This window comes from Enterococcus sp. AZ119, assembly GCF_050546175.1.
In the GTDB taxonomy this organism is placed as follows: Bacteria; Bacillota; Bacilli; order Lactobacillales; family Enterococcaceae; genus Enterococcus; species Enterococcus faecalis.
The window spans coordinates 1,850,073-1,868,911 of the sequence record NZ_CP172951.1; the positions used below are offsets into that span (position 1 = coordinate 1,850,073).

The window sequence follows — 18,839 nt, forward strand, 5'->3', positions numbered from 1 at the left end:
ATGTAAAAGGCTGAGCCAAAAGCGCTCAGCTAATGCCTCAGCCTCCTGTGATTATTTTTGAGATTGGATATATTCGTCTAATTGTGTTTGCATTTCTTTTTGAACTTTATCCCAGCCAGCTGTTTTTAGGTCATCCATTAATTTTGGAAGTGTTTCTTCTGGATCAACAGTTCCTGTATTTAAGCTTGCTGCGTAACGGTTCATAACTGTAGCAACGTTAGTGATTTCAGTTTTCACTTTATCATTTACAAAAGTAAAACCAAGAATTGGTGAATCTTTTGCTTCTTCGATGCTCTTATCACGTTCTTTAACCATTTCTTCAGTGACAGATTCTTCTGGCCAAATGATTAAGTTGTTTCCTGTGTTCCAAGCACTCAAGTGAGTTGTTGGTGTGTAATCTTTCAATAATTTCACACGATCATCGCCAACTTTTTCATATTGTTTGCCTTCTTCACCATAAACAAGTCCGTTTAACAATTCTGGATTGCTGTTTAATAAACCTAACAATTCAACAGATTTTTCTTTGTTTTTAGACGTGTTTGCAACAACATAGTTAGCCATTTGCGCTTGTGATGTTGTTTTTAATGGTTCTGTTAGTGGACGAGAAACAAGTGGTTTGCCAGCAGCTTGTGTTAAGATTGTATCACCATAATCCATAGGTCCTTGTGTTTCTTGACGCATGAACCAAGTATTGGTATTTAAGTCATATGGTGTTGTACTTGTAGCAGCATCTGTTGGAATCAAGCCATCTTTATACCATTGATGTAAAACTTTTAAGTTATTAATCATGTCTTTGTCGGCATATTGGTTAATAATTTTTGGTGAGCCAGTATCAGTTGTTTTTACTGCAAATGGATATTGGTTACCAATAGGGAAGTCATAATTACCTGTTGCAAAGAATGTTTGGCCGATAGCAAAAGCAGCAATATTTGGTTCTTTTTTATGGAATTCTTTTAGAACTTCCGTTGCACTTTCATAACTACCATCGACTTTACTAATATCTAAATTGTATTTATCGACATATTCTTTATTAAAAGTTAAAACTTGTTGACCGTAAGAGTTACCTAAAATTGGGAACGCATACAGTTTTCCATTGATCGTATTTCCTTTAATATAGTTATCTGGCAATTGATCATAGGCTTCTTTTGCATATTTAGGTGCTAAATCAGTTAAATCAGCATAGGCGCCTTTTTGTGCATTCGTTGCATAATTTTGTGCTAATGAAATATCATAGCTTTCACCAGAAGCAACGATTGTTGACATTTTTTGGTCCCAATCGCCCCAACCAACAAATTCCATTTTTAATTTTGCCCCAATTTTTTTCTCGATAATTTTATTCGCATTATCGATTAATTGGTCATAATTATCTGGTTTGTCCCCAACACGATACATTAATAACGTTGGTGTACTATCATCACCTTTTGACGCTGCATCTTTTGAAGATTTACCGCACGCGCTTAATCCTACAGCTAAAGCTGCTGCGCCAGCTACGGCTAATCCTTTTTGCCATTTTTTCATTCCTTATTTCCTCCTGTACAATTTTATTCTTTCACGCCGCCGATTGTTAAACCACCCACGAAATATTTTTGGAAAAATGGGTAAGTTAACGCAATTGGTAACGTAGATAAGACAACAATCGCCATTCGAGCCGATTCACTTGGTAGAACGCCTAACCCTTCTTGTGCTGCTGCACCCATATCCGTACTTCTTGATAAGAACTCTAAGTTGTTTTGAATTTTCATCAATAAATACTGTAATGGTACCAAGGTATCTTTTTGAATGTAAAGTAACGCATTGAACCAATCGTTCCAATAACCTAAAGCCGCAAATAAACTAATTGTGGCAATCCCTGGAACGGCTAGTGGTAACACAATGCTGACAAAAATGCGCATTTCACTTGCGCCATCAATACGTGCCGATTCAATAATACTGTCAGGCACGGTTTTCTTGAAAAACGTTCGCATCACTAAAATATTAAATGGTCCTAAAGCTAAAGGCAAAATTAACGCCCAAATTGTATCTTTCAATTGCAATAAGTTTGTCATTACTAAATAGTTCGCAACCATCCCTGGTGAAAATAACATTGTAATTAACGCAAACAATGTAAAGAATTTTTTAAATGGAAAGTTGGAACGAGAAATGACATAGGCATATAATGACGTCATTGTTGCATTGACAATCGTCCCTGTCACCGTAATGAAGACCGTTACCCCTAAGGCATGAATAATGCGTTGACTCATTGCCCCTTGGAAAATGTAACGATAGGCCTCCAATGAAAATTCTTTTGGCCAAAACCGGTAGCCGTTTGCTGCTAATGATCCTTCACTTGTCAATGAAATCATAATAACAAAGAAAAACGGAACCACACAGGAAATAGCAAAAATCGCAATGACAATATTGAAAATCAAATTCGCTGTCGGGTTGAAGGATCGAACGTTAACGCTAGTGACTTTTTTCTTTTTCATAATCCTTCCTCCTAAAATAGTGCTGAATCTGGTTCAATTCGACGAACAACTAAATTCGCAATTAATAACAAACATGCCCCAACGACAGATTGATATAACGCTGCAGCTGCCGTCATGCCTACATCACCAGTAGCCGTTAAGCCATTGTAAATATAGGTATCTAACACACTTGTCACGTTGTAAAGCGCACCTGAATTTCTTGGTACGATGTAGAACAAACCAAAGTCTGCTCTGAAGATACCGCCGATGTTTAAAATTAATAAAACAGACATCATTGGTAAAATTTGTGGAATCGTAACATTTTTTATTTGTTGCCATTTGTTGGCACCATCTACCATCGCTGCTTCATAGTATGTCGGATCAATCCCCATCACAGAAGCATAGTAGATAATACTGTTGTAGCCTAGACTCTTCCAAACATTTAGGAAGACAAAAATTACTGGCCACCAACGTGGATCTGCATACCAGTTAATCATTGTGCCGCCATTACCAGTAATCCATTGATTCAAAATCCCTTTGTCTGGACTTAAAAAGGCATAAACAAAATAGTTAATAACCATCCAAGATAAGAAATATGGTAGCAATGACATCGTGTGATAAACTTTAACTAAGCGACGATTTCTTAATTCACTCATAATAATAGCAAAAGCAATCGCGAAGAATAAGTTAAAGGCTAAAAAGACGACATTGTACAAAATGGTGTTTCTAGTAATTAACCAAGCATCTTTTGACGCAAATAAAAATTTAAAGTTTTCAAAACCAACCCAAGGACTTTCTCTTAGACTAGCTAAGAAACCATCTGGTGAAATATGAAAATCTTTAAATGCGACCACATTGGCTAAGACTGGTATATAGAAGAAAAATATAAACCAGATAAATCCTGGTAACGCCATAAGGATTAAGGCCTTATAACGCCATACATTTTGAAAAAACCCGTTTTTCTTCTTCATTCGTTTCGCTCCTTTCATAAATATAATAGCGTTTTCATAATATCTTTTTAAGGAACAAATTATAGGATTTGAGAAACAAATTATAGATTTTGTGTCATTTTAAGGTAAAAATTTACCGAATTGACTGTTCTTTGTGAAAACGTTTATCTGATATTTTTTTTTACAACTGTTTAAGAACCTTAAAAACAATTGGCTAAACCTCACTCATAAAGCGATTTTGCTAGCGTGTATTTGTTTTATAAAATCTGAGAACTTGATAGTTTCACAAAGGATATCCTCTAATTATTTTTGAGGAGGACTATTTTTGAATTTTATCCGTAAAAAACACTAGAGCAATTCGTTTAATTGTAGTTTATTTTTTTGCAGTTTTAATGCAAGCTGGTTCTTTATTATTACTAGCTATTTCACTACTATTTTTCTATTTGCCTTTATGCACACACAATATGTTGGATTTCTTGTTATAAATCAAAAAGAGTTGACGACATAGGTCATTTTGACTTATGTCGTCAACTCTTAAATTTTCAGCTAATTAGTCGTTCTAAAACAATCGATTTTGTTTACTCCTCTTTTTCTTTGTTTCTCTTTATAACATAGAGAATTAATACAATTAAGATCAGTCCTACACCCAGATACGCAAATATTTTTTGAACTTTTTCTCCTGTTTTTGGTAAATAGGATGATTTAGACGTTTCTTTCTTGTTTATGGCAATTTCATTTTTACTATTTTTTGTAGGTTTGTTCTGGTCTGTAACAACTTTTTTTGTTTCCTTTTTATTTTCCGCTGGTTCTTCGGGTGTAATAGGTACCTCTGGTTCTTCTGGTGGATTGATGCCATCACCTACTTTGGCTTTGTTGAGAATTGTTTCGCCCGCTTTGGCTTCTTCGTTAACGATCACTTTGAAACGAATACTCCGTTCTTTCGTATCGGTGATACTTGGGTATTCCGCTGTGATTGTGCCGTTGGCTTCTTTCAAGCTGGTTGGTTTTGGTTCATCACCGACACTTGTTAGGCTATCTTTGACATACGTCAGTCCTTTGGGTAGTTGGTCTGTGATAACTACTTTGTTTAGGACGCCATTTTCGATGGTGTTGCGGAAGCTGATGGTGTATTCGATAGTTTCGCCTAGTTTTGGTTTAGCGTTATTAACGGTTTTTGTTGCGGTTAGTTTGCCTGCTTTTACTCGAGGTGTGATTGGTTCTTCGGGTGTAATGGGCACCTCTGGTTCTTCGGGCGGATTAACTGTGTCATCTACTTTGGCTTTGTTAAGAATTGTTTCGCCCGCTTTCGCTTCTTCGTTAACGATCACTTTGAAACGAATACTCCGTTCTTTCATATCGGTGATACTTGGGTATTCCGCTGTGATTGTGCCGTTGGCTTCTTTCAAGCTGGTTGGTTTTGGTTCATCACCGACACTTGTTAGGCTATCTTTGACATACGTCAGTCCTTTTGGTAGTTGGTCTGTGATAACTACTTTGTTTAGGACGCCATTTTCGATGGTATTGCGGAAACTGATTGTGTACTCGATCGCTTCCCCTAGTTTTGGTTTAGCGTTATTAACAGTTTTTGTTGCGGTTAGTTTGCCTGCGTTCGTTTCTGGTACCACAGGCACCTCTGGTTCTTCTGGTGGATTAACTGTGTCATCTACTTTGGCTTTGTTAAGAATTGTTTCGCCCGCTTTGGCTTCTTCGTTAACGATCACTTTGAAACGAATAATCCGCTCTTTTGTATCAGTGATACTTGGGTATTCCGCCGTGATTATGCCGTTGGTTTCTTTCAAGCTGGTTGGTTTTGGTTCATCACCAACACTTGTTAGGCTATCTTTGACATATGTCAGTCCTTTTGGTAGTTGGTCTGTGATAACTACTTTGTTTAGGACGCCGTTTTCGATGGTGTTGCGGAAACTGATTGTGTACTCGATTGCTTCCCCTAGTTTTGGTTTAGCGTTATTAACGGTTTTGGTAGCGGCTAGTTTGCCTTCTTTTACTCGAGGTGTGATTGGTTCTTCGGGTGTAACGGGCACCTCTGGTTCTTCGGGCGGATTAACTGTGTCATCTACTTTGGCTTTGTTGAGAATTGTTTCGCCCGCTTTCGCTTCTTCGTTAACGATCACTTTGAAACGAATACTCCGTTCTTTCGTATCGGTGATACTTGGGTATTCCGCTGTGATTGTGCCGTTAGCTTCTTTCAAGCTGGTTGGTTTTGGTTCATCACCGACACTTGTTAGGCTATCTTTGACATACGTCAGTCCTTTGGGTAGTTGGTCTGTGATAACTACTTTGTTTAGGACGCCGTTTTCGATGGTGTTGCGGAAACTGATTGTGTACTCGATTTCTTCCCCTAGTTTTGGTTTAGAGTTATTAACGGTTTTTGTTGCGGTTAGTTTGCCTGCTTTTACTCGAGGTGTGATTGGTTCTTCGGGTGTAATGGGCACCTCTGGTTCTTCGGGCGGATTAACTGTGTCATCTACTTTGGCTTTGTTGAGAATTGTTTCGCCCGCTTTGGCTTCTTCGTTAACGATCACTTTGAAGCGAATACTCCGCTCTTTCGTATCTGTGATACTTGGGTATTCCGCTGTGATTGTGCCATTAGCTTCTTTCAAGCTGGTTGGTTTTGGTTCATCACCGACACTTGTTAGGCTATCTTTGACATACGTCAGTCCTTTTGGTAGTTGGTCTGTGATAACTACTTTGTTTAGGACACCATTTTCGATGGTGTTGCGGAAGCTAATTGTGTACTCGATAGTTTCGCCTAGTTTTGGTTTGGCGTTATTAACGGTTTTTGTTGCGGTTAATTTGCCTTCTTTCGCTTCTGGTACCACCGGCACCTCTGGTTCTTCGGGCGGATTAACTGTATCATCTACTTTGGCTTTGTTGAGAATTGTTTCGCCCGCTTTGGCTTCTTCGTTAACGATCACTTTGAAGCGAATACTCCGTTCTTTCATATCGGTGATACTTGGGTATTCCGCTGTGATTGTGCCGTTAGTTTCTTTCAAGCTGGTTGGCTGGGGTTCATCACCGACACTTGTTAGGCTATCTTTGACATATGTCAGTCCTTTTGGCAGTTGGTCTGTGATAACTACTTTGTTTAGGATACCGTTTTCTATAGTGTTGCGGAAGCTGATGGTGTATTCGATTTCTTCCCCTAGTTTTGGTTTGGCGTTATTAACGGTTTTTGTTGCGGTTAATTTGCCAGTTACTTGTTCGTCCGCAATTTTTGCTTCTACTATATTAGAAGTTTCGTTGACTTTTGCAGATGTTAAAATATCTACTGCCTCAACTGTTGCGCTATTAGGCACTAATTCATTTGCTTTTGCTCGTTCATTTATCTGCGCTTTAAATTCGTAAATTGTTTCAGCTGTATCAGCTTTGTAGCTACCTCCTTGTGTAGCAGTTGCACCATTGCCGACACGGACTATAATTTGTTTATTGGTTTCATCATATTCAGCTTGATCATCGCCTGAAGCATCCGTTTTTTCACCAGAATTTGGTCCACTAATAATTTTTAAAGAGCCTGGCAAATAATTTAAGCGACCATCTAGTGCATCCTTCGAGACTGAATTTATCGCTTCTGAATCAGCTTTTGTATTTTTTAGTGAGACACGATACGTGATTGTTTCACCAACTTTGTAAGTTTCTTTTGGTTCCACAATTTCTTTCTTAATTTCAAATTCAGGCGTTTCTGCGTTTACAGCAAAACCAATCGCATTCGTAGAATAATCGTCACCACTACTTGTTGTTCTAAAATTAATTTGGTTTTGTCCAGCATTTAAAACACCTTCGGGAATTGCCATACGATCGATATCAATATCTAAAAAATTAGGATGATCCGGCGCAAATTTCCCTGGATACTTATCTACCATATGTTCATCGTTATCTGTCACAGTTGCGTTCATAGCATTATTAACTGGATTGAGCGTGTTCGAAATATTTACCCAAGTTCCTGCGCTATTTTTAATTTGTGCGTTGTCTCCAGTCCAGTATTTATCTCCTTGAACAGTAAACCAGGTCACAATTGGATCAAGATTTCCTTGTTTTGCTGTTAAAAAGTTGCTCATAGTAAATTCATTATTGGTTCCAGCAGCATTACCACGTGCTCCATAGTAAATACTAAAAGCTCTTGACTTACTTGCCTGATCCTTTGTAACAACAAACAAACTCCAACCACTAAAGTTATAATATTGATATTGACCATTTAAACTACTAGTCATAGGAATATCTGCCAACGTATAACTCCCTGTCGCACTTTTATCCCCTTGTAAAATTGAAGTTACATCTGCATAATTAGAAAATCCAGTGTTATTGTACCCGAAACGTTGTCCTGGGTTTGTTGCATCTTGATCGATACGATGGTACCTTTGGGGCGAAACACGCTGTACGGTTCCATTTGGTGTAGTAAATTGAACTGGTGCACTAATTTCTTCATCAGAAAGATTTGTTCCGTAAGCAGGGCCTTTATATCTAGATGCACTCCAAAATAAGCCCGCCCAAGCAATCTCTTTTGCACCATTTAAATCAATATAAGCCCGACTAGAGTTATACGTATTTGGATCATTGTCAACATCTGCAAATTCTAAAGGAAAATTGTTAATTGCATAACCACTACTTGCTCCTCGTGTGTTTAAAAATGTTTGCGCAGCCGCCGTATTTTCATTCGCAATTTTTAAGTTGGTATTTCCCGTTGAAAAAAGTTCTCCTTTATGAACGCTTTGATAAATCGGTGTATTAAACCCTCGACCAGGTGTTGGTGGCACTAACGGACCAGTAGGTTGCGCCTTTAATGGAGGTTGCTCAGGACTTTCGGTAGCCTGCGTTAGTGCAGTCTCTTGAATACTTTCTGTCGCCTTTCCTGCTTCAGGCTTTGTTTCGTTACTAGTAGTTGCGGTCATTTCATTTGTAGAAGAGGCTGTTTCGCTTGCCTGATTTTCTACTTTTGTTTCTGAAGTTTCCTGTTTTTCTTTCGAAACCGACTCTTTATCTGCTAGCATATCTTTACTAGGTAAATCAATTACTAGTGTTCCTTTTTCATTATCTTCTATTAGTACGCTGACCAATAACTTGCTCGACGCTTTTGTAGTTATTTGCCCATTTATGGTAATCTTTCTTGTCGAATTTGGTTGAAGGTTAAGCAGTTTAATATCGGTTGTTTGATCTTTCTCATTTGTTTCAACCTTTGCTTGTTCTTCTAAAGACGTAGGTCCTCGCTCTTCACTTAAAGTATCTAAAACAAATTTGATTGGACTATCATTGGTATTTTTTTGTTTTAAAATGAGATCTTTGATCGGTACATCTCGTGTATTTGTTACTTCGTAAGTGACCGTTTTAATATCTTCTTGAGACGATATATCTTCTATTTTCCCTATTACTTTGAGCCCGTCTTTTTCAACAGTCTTCTCAGCATCACTTGTTACTTCTTGAGCAAACGCGTTCATCATTGGTAACAAATTTAAAATAAACAGCATGGTAATCATAAGGTAACTCACAAAATTTTTAACTGCTTTATTCATTTACATTCTCCTTCGTTCTTTTCATTTACTTAAACAAATCATCTTCAAACAACTTTTACAATTACTAATTGTTTCTCAACATCCACCTCCATAAAATACTTTTCAACCTTCAATTCTTTCTTTATTTAGCTACAACAACTTTTTTTAACGTACGATTTTCCGTTTCTCCTTATAATCAAAAAGTAACACATTATATTAGCTAAAAAAAGAAAAAAACCCGATATTTCAACAAAAAATCGTGAATTAAATAACACGTTTTATATGAAGCAAATATATTGACTTTCCCTAAAAAAATACAAACATAGGTAAGTTCTAGCTTTAAGAGTAATTTTTTTATTGTTTTCCCTTTAATAACATTCGTTCTAAATTGTTTTAAAAACTAAAACTTTTTTCATGTAATTTTCATTACATTTACCAAAAAAAAGAAACTAGCTTAGCTACATTTGCTATTGCTAGTTCCTTTTTTTAATTGTTTTACTTTTCCCCTAAAATTTCAATCCAACCATAATAATATTCAATATATTGGTTTTCCTCTTCTAGTTGTGTCAAGATATGCTCTCCGACAACGATGCCTGTTTCAAATCCTTGTTTTGCTAAACGCTTTTTTACTTCTTCGATATTATTCAAACGGGTATCTTGTGTATTGACTTTTAAAATGAAGCCTTTGTATTGGCTACTTGATTCTTTGAGCCAAATCACTTTATCTAAACTTTTTTTATTCACATGATTTGCCAAACAAATCCCATACGTCAGTTCATTGGATTCACTTAAATCCCCATAAATACCTAAAGTTGAAATGTGTTCCATGTAAACTTTCATCTCTTCTGGATCCTCAATATCAACAACAACAATTTTATCAAAAGGAATTGGTTCATCTGAAAAAACCAATGTTTCTAAATCAATTAACGCGTGTAAATGTAATTTTCTTTTCTTAATTTCTTTGTATTTATGTTGAAGCCTTTTTATTTCTTGCCCCAGTTGTTCTTCTGTTGCTTCCATGGTGGCATAGAGATCGGTAGGTGTCTTTTTATATAAATTCAACATATCTTTGATAGGAATCCCCATTTTTCGATAAAAATCAATATCATATATTTTGAACAAATCTTCTAAATCAAAGGTTCGATATCCGTTTTCTTCATTGCGTGTTGTACTAATCAACCCTTGCTCGTCCCAATAACGAATCGTGGACTTAGGGATATTTAACAACTCAGAAACATCTTTTATTGTGTAATTTTTTTCCATACTGTTCCCTCCATCAAAAAGTTTAGCATTTCTACTGTTGACATTCAAGTTACTTGAACGTGTACAATGACTCTTTGTAACAGCTAAAACGGTATTGTTTAAGGAGGAAATTTCATGAAATTAATGAAAGAGTTTATTAAAGAAAATAAATGGATTGTTCTTGCGACAACTTTAACCATCTGTTTGCAAATCGCAGGAACCCTTGGCGTCCCTAAATTAGTTGGCAAGTTGATTGATGTGGGCATCGTTAGCGGTGACCAACAAGTAATTAAAACGATTGGCATACAAATGTTTCTTGTGGCATTCATTGGAACAATTGCCGCAATTATTTCTAGCTATTTGTCTGCTTTAGTAGCTGCTAAATTTGGTTTTCAAGTTAGAGGATTGTTCTTTAAAAAATTTCAACAATTCTCGATGAAAAATGTTGATAAGTTTGGTTCAAATTCTTTGCTAACTAGAATGACCAACGATGTAGATAATGTTCAAACAATGATTGTGCTATTTTGCCAATTAATCTTTCCAGCGCCTATTATTAGTTTATTTGCCTTAGTGATGACATTTTCTTATTCAGTTTCACTCGCTTGGGTAACATTGGCTTCCATCGTATTTTACTTAGTCGTTGTTTATTTTTTAATGAAAAAAGGTACCCCTTTATCTTTAAAAATTCAACCAAAAATGGATCGAATTACTACGACTTTACGAGAGTTCTTTACTGGAATTAATATGATTCGTGCGTTCAATAATCAAGATTTTGAAGAGCAGCGAACCAATCAAACATTTAAAAATTATGCTGAACGCATGAGTAAAGTGAATCAAATCTTTGCTTGGATTACTCCCGTTGCCTTTTTATTAATGGGCGTTGTGTACGCCTCTATTTTGTGGTTTGGCGGTAATTTAGTTGCAGTAGGCACCCTACAAATTGGCACCGTTACAGCTGTGATTGAATATACGCTTCTAACTTTGGCCTACTTAATGATCGCGGCTATGGTATTAGTTGTCATTCCACGGTCCGTTGCTTCCTTGAATCGCTTGCAAGAAGTTTTGTCAGAAGAAATTGAAATTAGCGATCCTCATACTGAAGCAACCATTGCTTATCATCCTGAGAAAGCCTTGATTTGCTTCGATCACGTCACGTTTCAATACACAGAAACAGCTGATCCTGTTTTAGAAAATGTTAGTTTTGTCATTCCTAAAGGAAAAACAACGGCGATTGTTGGAGCAACTGGCGCTGGTAAAAGTACTTTAGTTAAGTTACTTTTACGAATAAATGAGGTCACAGCCGGCACGATTAGCTATTCTGGCACAGATATCCGCTCATTATCTCAGCAAACGATTCGCCAAGTCATCAGTTATGTGCCACAAAAAGCCTTTCTTTTCAGTGGGACAATCTTATCAAACTTATTAATGGGAAATGCCAAAGCAACTACAGAAGAAATAAGAACGGCACTAGAAATTTCACAATCTTCTGAATTTATCGATTCCTTACCACAAGGGATTGAAAGTTTCGTAGCACAAGGCGGGTCCAACTATTCTGGTGGTCAAAAACAAAGAATGTGTATTGCACGAGCCTTAATCAAACCGGCAGACGTTTATATTTTCGATGATAGCTTTTCCGCATTAGATTACAAAACTGACGCCGCTCTACGTGCCGCTTTACATGCACAAATGTCGGACAAAACTTTACTCATTGTTGCTCAACGGTTAAGTACAATCATGAACGCTGACAATATTATCGTCCTAGATGAAGGAAGGATTGTTGGTCAAGGCACCCACGCTGATTTACTTACCACTAATAGCTATTACCAAGACTTTGCTAAATCGCAAGGTATCTTACCCAAATAATTAAAGAAAGGATGTGACTGCTTGAAAGAAAGTTTTCTTTTCAAGCCATACAATGAAAAAAACAATGAATATTCAAAGCTTTAAACGTTTCTGGAAAATGATTAAACCTGAGCATCCAATCTTTTATGGTCTAATGATCTGCAGTTTAATTGGAAACTTATTAATTGTTGCCATGACCTATATTATGGCAATCGGGATTGATAACCTCTTAGAAGCTATCAAGCATGTCGGGCTCAAAGGCATGACACTTTCTTTAGTTGAAGAAGCGCTCTTAGGTCCCGTCTTACTTTTAATTCTCTTTTCAATCATTAGTAGTATCACTTCTTTTATTCAGGAACGAGCAATGGCTTCTTTAAGCGAACGGGTTACTTTAAGAATTAGAAAAGAAGTGACAAAAAAGTTTAAAACTTTACCAATGGCCTTCTTTGACAATCACCAAGTGGGCGATATCATTAGTCGTTCAACAACTGGCTTAAACCAGTTGTCACAAGTTCTTTTAACAGGCATCAACCAATTTTTCACTTCCGTCGTGACTATCCTTTTTGCAGGAATCATGTTGTTCTATATTGATGCAAAATTAACCATTTTAGTGTTGCTGCTAATTGGCGGCAGTACTTTCATGACGACAAAAATCGCGAATAAAAACAAGGTGTTTGCTGATCAAAGTCAAGCTGAATTAGGTCAATTAAATAATAAGATGGAAGAATATTTAGCAGGAAATTTGGTCACAAAAACCTTTAATCAACAGCAAAATGCTGAAAAAACAATTGATGCTGTTAATCAACAACATTATCGTGCCTTTAAAAAAGCACAGTTTCTAAATTTTGCGATTTATCCAGCTATTCGTTTTATTAATCAGTTGGCTTTTATTATTAGTGCTATCTTAGGCGCAATGCTCGTTTTATCTGGTGGTATTACGATTGGTTTCTTGCAAGCGTATTTGCAATATATCAACCAAATTTCTGAGCCGATTTCTACCGCTTCTTATGTCATTAACTCAATTCAAGCAGCGATGGCTTCCATTGATCGGATTTTTGTTATCTTAGATGAAGCTGATGAACAGCCAGAAGCAACTCATTTAGAAACTATTTCTTCTCCTAAAGGAGCCATTGAATTTAAAAATGTTCAATTTGGCTACACACCAGAAAAAATTTTAATGAAGAATGTTGATTTTTCTGTTCAACCGAAAAAAACAGTGGCCATTGTAGGACCCACCGGCGCTGGTAAAACAACATTAGTCAACTTATTAATGCGTTTCTATGAAATAAATCAAGGTGCCATTACTTTTGATGGGATTGATATTACGAAACTTTCTCGACAAAATCTAAGAAATTTATTTGGCATGGTTTTACAAAACACTTGGCTATTTGAAGGAACCGTAGCAGATAATATTGCCTATGGAAAAAAAGATGCTTCTCGTGAAGAAATAATTGAAGCAGCTAAAATTGCTCAATGTGATCATTTTATTCGGACCCTTCCTCAAGGATATGACACAATTATTTCTAGCGAAAATGGTGCATTATCACAAGGGCAACAACAGTTATTAACCATCGCCCGAATCATTTTAGCAAATCCGCCCGTTGTTATTCTCGATGAAGCAACTTCGAGTGTGGACACACGAACAGAAGCCCATATTCAAAAAGCGATGGAAACTGTCACAGAAAATCGAACAAGCTTCGTTATCGCTCATCGATTATCCACGATTGAAAATGCTGATTTAATTTTAGTGATGAAAAATGGCGATATTATTGAAAAAGGAACGCATCAGGAACTATTACAAGCTCCGACTCTTTACGCCAGCTTATATAATAGTCAATTTCAAACCACTTAAAAAGAACTGGAACAAGTCATTCTTCTTTTGACTTGTTCCAGTTCTTTTATTGCTTAGAAATATTGAATTCCCATCGCTTTTTTGACTTCTGTTAAGGTTTGTGCTGCCACTTTTTCAGCAGCAAGACTTCCTTTATGCAACATTTCCATAATCGCTTCTGGATTTTTAGCCAGCTCTTCACGACGTCGACGAATCGGTGCGAGTTCTTCTTCTAGGACATCAATTAAGTAACGTTTAATTTTCACATCTCCTAAACCGCCATGACGATAGTGCTCTTTTAATTCTTCAATATATTCTTTCTCTTTCCCAAAGACATCCAAGTAAGTAAAGACCATATTTCCTTCAACTTGTCCTGGGTCCTCTATACGAATATGATTTGGATCGGTATACATACTCATTACTTTTTTCTGTACTACTTCAGCTGGATCTGAAAGATAAATACCATTGCCTAAAGACTTACTCATTTTTCCGTTGCCATCAATTCCTGGCAAGCGTCCCATGCCTTTTGGTGGTAACACAGCTTCCGGTCTAACTAAAACTTCACCGTACGTCTGATTAAAACTATGCACAATTTCTTGCGCTTGTTCCAACATTGGTTTTTGGTCTTCCCCAACTGGGACTAAGTTCGCTTGAAAGGCAGTAATATCAGCAGCTTGTGAAACGGGATAAATAAAGAATCCTGTCGGAACACCTTCCCCAAATTTTTTTTGCTCAATTTCTGCTTTGACCGTTGGATTCCGACGAACACGTGACGTGGTCACTAAATTTAGATAGTACATTGTTAATTCAGCTAACTGTGGAATTTGCGATTGGATAAAAATTGTTGTTTTCGTAGGGTCTAAACCAACTGCTAAATAGTCCAAAGCAACTTCTAAAACATTGGCTGAAACTTTTTCGGGATTTTTTGCATTATCTGTCAATGCTTGTAAATCTGCAATCATGACAAATAATTGATTTGTAGGGTCTGCTTGCATTTCTACTCGTTTTTTTAAGGAACCTACGTAATGTCCTAGGTGCAATTTACCAGTTGGACGATCACCTGTTAAGATAGTATTCATTGTCTACACACCTTTATCGTTTACTTTCATTTATTATTTTACCTTGTTTTAAAAAGAATGAATAGTAGGCAATAGAATATTTATTGATTCTAGATAATCGAAGAGACTAGAAAGATTGCAAGCTACAGCAATTCTTGTTCCAGCCTCTTCAAACAGTTTATTTATTTTGTGACTTTAATTGAAAATTGTGCAGTCACTATCGGCAAAACTTTGCTTGTTACTTTGATTTGATAATTTCCTGCAGCAGTCGTTGCTTCTGTCCTAATCAGACCGTTTTCATCTACACTTACTGTATTGCCAGCATCTGGTGTAACCAACTCATACGTTACTTGCGAGCTCCAAGCATCCGTTTCTGTGTGCGGCGCTTGACCAACCACTTTAGATTGAATTTGATAATTTTCACCTGATTTTATAGTAGCTGCTTCTGTAGCAAATTGAATTCTTTCAGGAATCGCATGAGTTTGCACGACTTGGAAGATTTTTCGTTCATCGGGATTCGCAATTCCTATTTTTTCTTCTACTGCAGCAGGGAACTGGTAAGTACCTGGCGGGCTACTTGGCGAATAATTACTAACATCGTCATCCCAAGAAATAACCTTCAATTTCGTTTCGCTACCATCATCTAATTTTGCAATTACTTCAGTTGGCAAATTCAGTTCGCCTCGCGAGGTGCCTGTTAGTCGATCCAGCGTAGGCAATTCCTTGAATCCAACAATATGTTTAGCGGTGACTTTTACATTGGCAATAATTGGCATTGAGATACCTGCTGCTCGTCCTACAACAGTGAATGTTCCTTCTTTTTGATAAGAAGATGCTGGAACTTCTGACCAATTGACAGTCACTTCTCGTTTTGAACCATCCGAATAAAAAATAGTTGTTTTTTCTGGTAGATTAGGGGCTTGACCCGCTTCTGTCGTGACCTCAATCGACTCATGTTTGACTTCGAAAACATTCGATAAAACAATTTTAGGAGCTAAACTATCCTCTGTTAGCTGTTGACCAGTTGGCAAGGTCAATTTGCCTGTTAAAAAGTCTTGATAGGCCTTTTGTGCGCCTTCTTTTGAAAAAGCATCAAACCCAGCATTATCAGAATCATAACCAGGCAAACGACTGTCTGTAATCGCTAATAAGAAACTTAACTTGGCTGGAATTTTCTCACCACTTTGAATTAGCTTCCGTAGATAGTTACTAATATCAATAGAGATTGTATTTTGATTATTCATAATTGAGCTATTTGTAAAAGATTGTCGAGCAACAAATTCTTCATTTGGTACATTTAAATTATTTGGACCATTGTTCCAAGTAATGGTGTTACTCATCCAATTAGTATCTGTTCCATAAACATCTACTTGGAACTGCGTATTTTTCAAACGTTCATCATTTGTATTTCCAGCACCATTCCACGCATCATAACGCATCACATTTAGTTCTAAATTGGCACTTTTTAGTGATTGATAGTTCTTCAATTCTTGTGTATCAATTTCAACGTAAATCCGGCGATTATACCCCGCAGAACTAGCATTTTTTAATTTTAATGCGTAATTGCCCGTATAGTTTACTCCATAAGGATATTTATAGGCGTCTCCTGAACTAATGGCAGCAGTACCGCCTGCTATAGCAGAGTATGCTCGGTTACCATCACTCTTTTGAACATAGGCAGTTTGAGCTGTTTTTAGTTTAACGGTGTCTTTTCCTTCACCAAGTTCACCCTCAAAAGAGACCTTGGCTGTTACTTTGACAGCATCTATCGGTAAGCCGATAACTGTTGCTGCAACTTCAACTGTGCCTGCTGTATTAATTTTTTCTTGAGGGATTGCTTCCCATTGTAACTTAAATTCTTTTTTGCCTGTCGCAACCACTTCTTCATTAACGACTTCTTCGTACGTTAATTCAACTTGCTCTGGCAAATTAGGATACACACCTGTTGCCGAACTAATTTCTAACACTTGATTTTGATAACGAATACTTTTTTCAATTGTGGATGCTTGTTGCGCACCAATATCTAAAACTTTATTTTTCAAGCTATTTCCAAAGAAGTCTTCGGCCGCACTGTTCACTTCCGACAAGCCTTTACCAATCGCTGGAGAGGTTTCTTTTAATTGGAACATTTGTGCTCGCTGACGTAAGCGTTCTTTGGAAGTAAATTCAACCACATTATCTTTTGTTGGTTTCATTGTCGTAAATTCTTGCTCTGCCAACTCTTTCACTTTTTCAGGGTTATCTGTGATTTCTAATTGTGGTTTTTCAAAAATGTTTCCACTTGATACTAATTTTTCAACAGTTGCACCACTTTTTTCTGTAGCAATTTCTTTTGGCCAAATAACATTATTTTTGAAATATTTTTCTGGATTATCGACCATTTTACGTTCAATTGGTTGTGTCCCATTTGTTGGATAATTAGATAAGAATTTTAATTGTCCGGTACCTTCTTTGTATAAAATATTATTGTAAAAATTGGCTACTGTACCACTGTTGTCAGAACTATTTCCTTCACCAAATAATGACGTTGAAATACCGTCGCCAACATAAATCGTATTATTGTGGATAGTTGGCATTGCCGCTCCATCATTTTTCACCCAATAATGGAAAATGCTTTGTTCTTTATAATTGTAGCCACCAGCTCCGCCTGGATTGTCTTTACCTGTTCCTCGGTTACCACCGCCGTCATTAGCTGAGATATTGTAACGAATAACCGAATTTTTTTGATCAGACATAAGCAATAAAAAGCCGCCAGTATTATGATGTGAATAGTTATATTGATAAATAACATTGTTTGACTGCATGTCCACATCATAAGCTTCAGCATCGTTAAATCCATATTTGATTCCGTATACTTCGTTATATTGGAACAGTCCGTCATCTACAGACATTGCCCAAACGCCCGCGTAATTTTGTGTACCATAATCGGCATTGCACATTCGGACAGCAACATTTCCTTCGACGACACCGCCACTTTTGGCTTCTGACAAGACAATCCCGTCGCCAGCAATATCTTCTAAATAGTTATTACGAATCGTAATATTAGAAAACGTTTTGTAGAAAGTGTTGCCTCTTGAGGTATCTGAATCAGCTTTTGTTCGAATTCCTTCAAGTCCCACTCGTTGAATCACATTATTTTCAATCAAAATATCATTAAATCCAGTCGTTGTTCGATGATCATTGGCTGCCGTTACTACATTGCCATTCTCATCAAACCAACTTCCTAAAACAATAATTCCACCTACCGCTTTTAATCGTTTGGTTGCAGTATTCCCACTTAGATTCAAATAATATTCTGTTTGAACATCATGAACATAGTTATTCCGTATCGTGACACTATTGAACGTTCGATTTTGTTCATATCCTAGGACTAATATCCCCGCTCTTTGAGCATCTCCTGGTTTCTTATAGCCTTCGAGATTATCTAGCTCTGGTGTATTTGTCACTTCTAAGTTTGAAATATCCCAATATTCTTGGTTCACTAACTGCACGGCCCCTGAGATTGCACGTTTGAAAGTCCCTGTGCTGTAGGTGCCACCACCGTTAATAATCGGACGCCGTGTTGTTTCAAAAATGGTTTCTCCTTTGTCATTCGTATCATAAAAATCAATGACAATCTTTTGTGCCGCTGTCCCATTCCCTTTTGGATGCAACAATTGGTTATTCCAGGTACTTTGCGCATTCAGCAAAAGATGGTCGCCTGGCTGAAACTCCGTCTGATTCACTTTTTCAAAATCACGCCAAGCACTGGCTGGAGACTGCCCATCATTGGCATTATTTCCTCCTTCCCCATCCACATAGTAGGTCGTTCCATTTTGAGCGACACCTACTGAACGAAAAAGCAACGGTTGATCACTCACTGTTTCCCCATAAGCAGGAAGACTAAATAATTGAAGCTGGGAAAAAACAAGCAAAATAGAAAGGAAGATGGTTACACTTTTAAAATACGCTTTTTTTCTCATTTTCTG

General features: G+C 37.1%; 9 protein-coding genes. 2 read left to right on the forward strand and 7 right to left on the reverse strand.

The window, feature by feature from the left end:
* Positions 1–51 precede the first annotated feature (51 nt).
* The 5 genes from IGL37_RS09125 to IGL37_RS09145 all read right to left on the reverse strand — a co-directional run bounded on the left by IGL37_RS09125 (position 52) and on the right by IGL37_RS09145 (position 10,209).
* Positions 52–1,518, reverse strand: coding sequence for an ABC transporter substrate-binding protein (locus tag IGL37_RS09125; protein ID WP_002362904.1), 1,467 nt, complete (start codon positions 1,516–1,518; stop codon positions 52–54).
* 23 nt (positions 1,519–1,541) lie between these two features.
* Positions 1,542–2,465, reverse strand: coding sequence for a carbohydrate ABC transporter permease (locus IGL37_RS09130; protein WP_002359877.1), 924 nt, complete (start codon positions 2,463–2,465; stop codon positions 1,542–1,544).
* An 11-nt stretch (positions 2,466–2,476) separates the two neighbouring features.
* Positions 2,477–3,433: an ABC transporter permease gene (locus IGL37_RS09135; protein WP_002356852.1), complete on the reverse strand. Its 957-nt coding sequence runs from the start codon at positions 3,431–3,433 to the stop codon at positions 2,477–2,479.
* Between the two features lie 539 nt (positions 3,434–3,972).
* Positions 3,973–8,919 (reverse strand): isopeptide-forming domain-containing fimbrial protein, encoded by a 4,947-nt coding sequence (locus tag IGL37_RS09140; protein ID WP_281517318.1) that lies wholly within the window; start codon positions 8,917–8,919, stop codon positions 3,973–3,975.
* A gap of 474 nt (positions 8,920–9,393) precedes the next feature.
* The gene (locus IGL37_RS09145; protein WP_002383586.1) at positions 9,394–10,209 is read right to left on the reverse strand and encodes a MerR family transcriptional regulator; all 816 of its coding nucleotides are present in this window, start codon (positions 10,207–10,209) and stop codon (positions 9,394–9,396) included.
* A 66-nt stretch (positions 10,210–10,275) separates the two neighbouring features.
* Here IGL37_RS09145 and IGL37_RS09150 point away from each other — a divergent pair, with 66 nt between their 5' ends.
* Both IGL37_RS09150 and IGL37_RS09155 read left to right on the forward strand, forming a co-directional pair.
* A complete protein-coding gene (locus tag IGL37_RS09150) occupies positions 10,276–12,003 on the forward strand; it encodes an ABC transporter ATP-binding protein (RefSeq protein ID WP_002359874.1) in 1,728 nt (575 codons plus the stop codon).
* A 52-nt stretch (positions 12,004–12,055) separates the two neighbouring features.
* The gene (locus IGL37_RS09155; RefSeq protein ID WP_033917880.1) at positions 12,056–13,834 is read left to right on the forward strand and encodes an ABC transporter ATP-binding protein; all 1,779 of its coding nucleotides are present in this window, start codon (positions 12,056–12,058) and stop codon (positions 13,832–13,834) included.
* Positions 13,835–13,887: 53 nt separating this feature from the next.
* On the opposite strand, the gene trpS is transcribed toward IGL37_RS09155, so the two are convergent.
* Together trpS and IGL37_RS09165 are read right to left on the reverse strand one after the other, a co-directional pair.
* Positions 13,888–14,892 carry a tryptophan--tRNA ligase gene (gene trpS / locus IGL37_RS09160; RefSeq protein WP_002356846.1) on the reverse strand — a complete coding sequence of 335 codons (1,005 nt, stop codon included), beginning with the start codon at positions 14,890–14,892 and terminating at the stop codon, positions 13,888–13,890.
* Positions 14,893–15,053: 161 nt separating this feature from the next.
* Positions 15,054–18,833: an Ig-like domain-containing protein gene (locus tag IGL37_RS09165; protein WP_033917879.1), complete on the reverse strand. Its 3,780-nt coding sequence runs from the start codon at positions 18,831–18,833 to the stop codon at positions 15,054–15,056.
* Positions 18,834–18,839 lie beyond the last annotated feature (6 nt).

Coding starts and splice junctions, on each gene's coding strand:
- IGL37_RS09125 (WP_002362904.1), bottom strand. CDS start 1,518: ATGAAAAAATGGCAAAAAGGATTAGCCGTAGCTGGCGCAGCAGCTTTA.
- IGL37_RS09130 (WP_002359877.1), bottom strand. CDS start 2,465: ATGAAAAAGAAAAAAGTCACTAGCGTTAACGTTCGATCCTTCAACCCG.
- IGL37_RS09135 (WP_002356852.1), bottom strand. CDS start 3,433: ATGAAAGGAGCGAAACGAATGAAGAAGAAAAACGGGTTTTTTCAAAAT.
- IGL37_RS09140 (WP_281517318.1), bottom strand. CDS start 8,919: ATGAATAAAGCAGTTAAAAATTTTGTGAGTTACCTTATGATTACCATG.
- IGL37_RS09150 (WP_002359874.1), top strand. CDS start 10,276: ATGAAATTAATGAAAGAGTTTATTAAAGAAAATAAATGGATTGTTCTT.
- IGL37_RS09155 (WP_033917880.1), top strand. CDS start 12,056: ATGAAAAAAACAATGAATATTCAAAGCTTTAAACGTTTCTGGAAAATG.
- trpS (WP_002356846.1), bottom strand. CDS start 14,892: ATGAATACTATCTTAACAGGTGATCGTCCAACTGGTAAATTGCACCTA.
- IGL37_RS09165 (WP_033917879.1), bottom strand. CDS start 18,833: ATGAGAAAAAAAGCGTATTTTAAAAGTGTAACCATCTTCCTTTCTATT.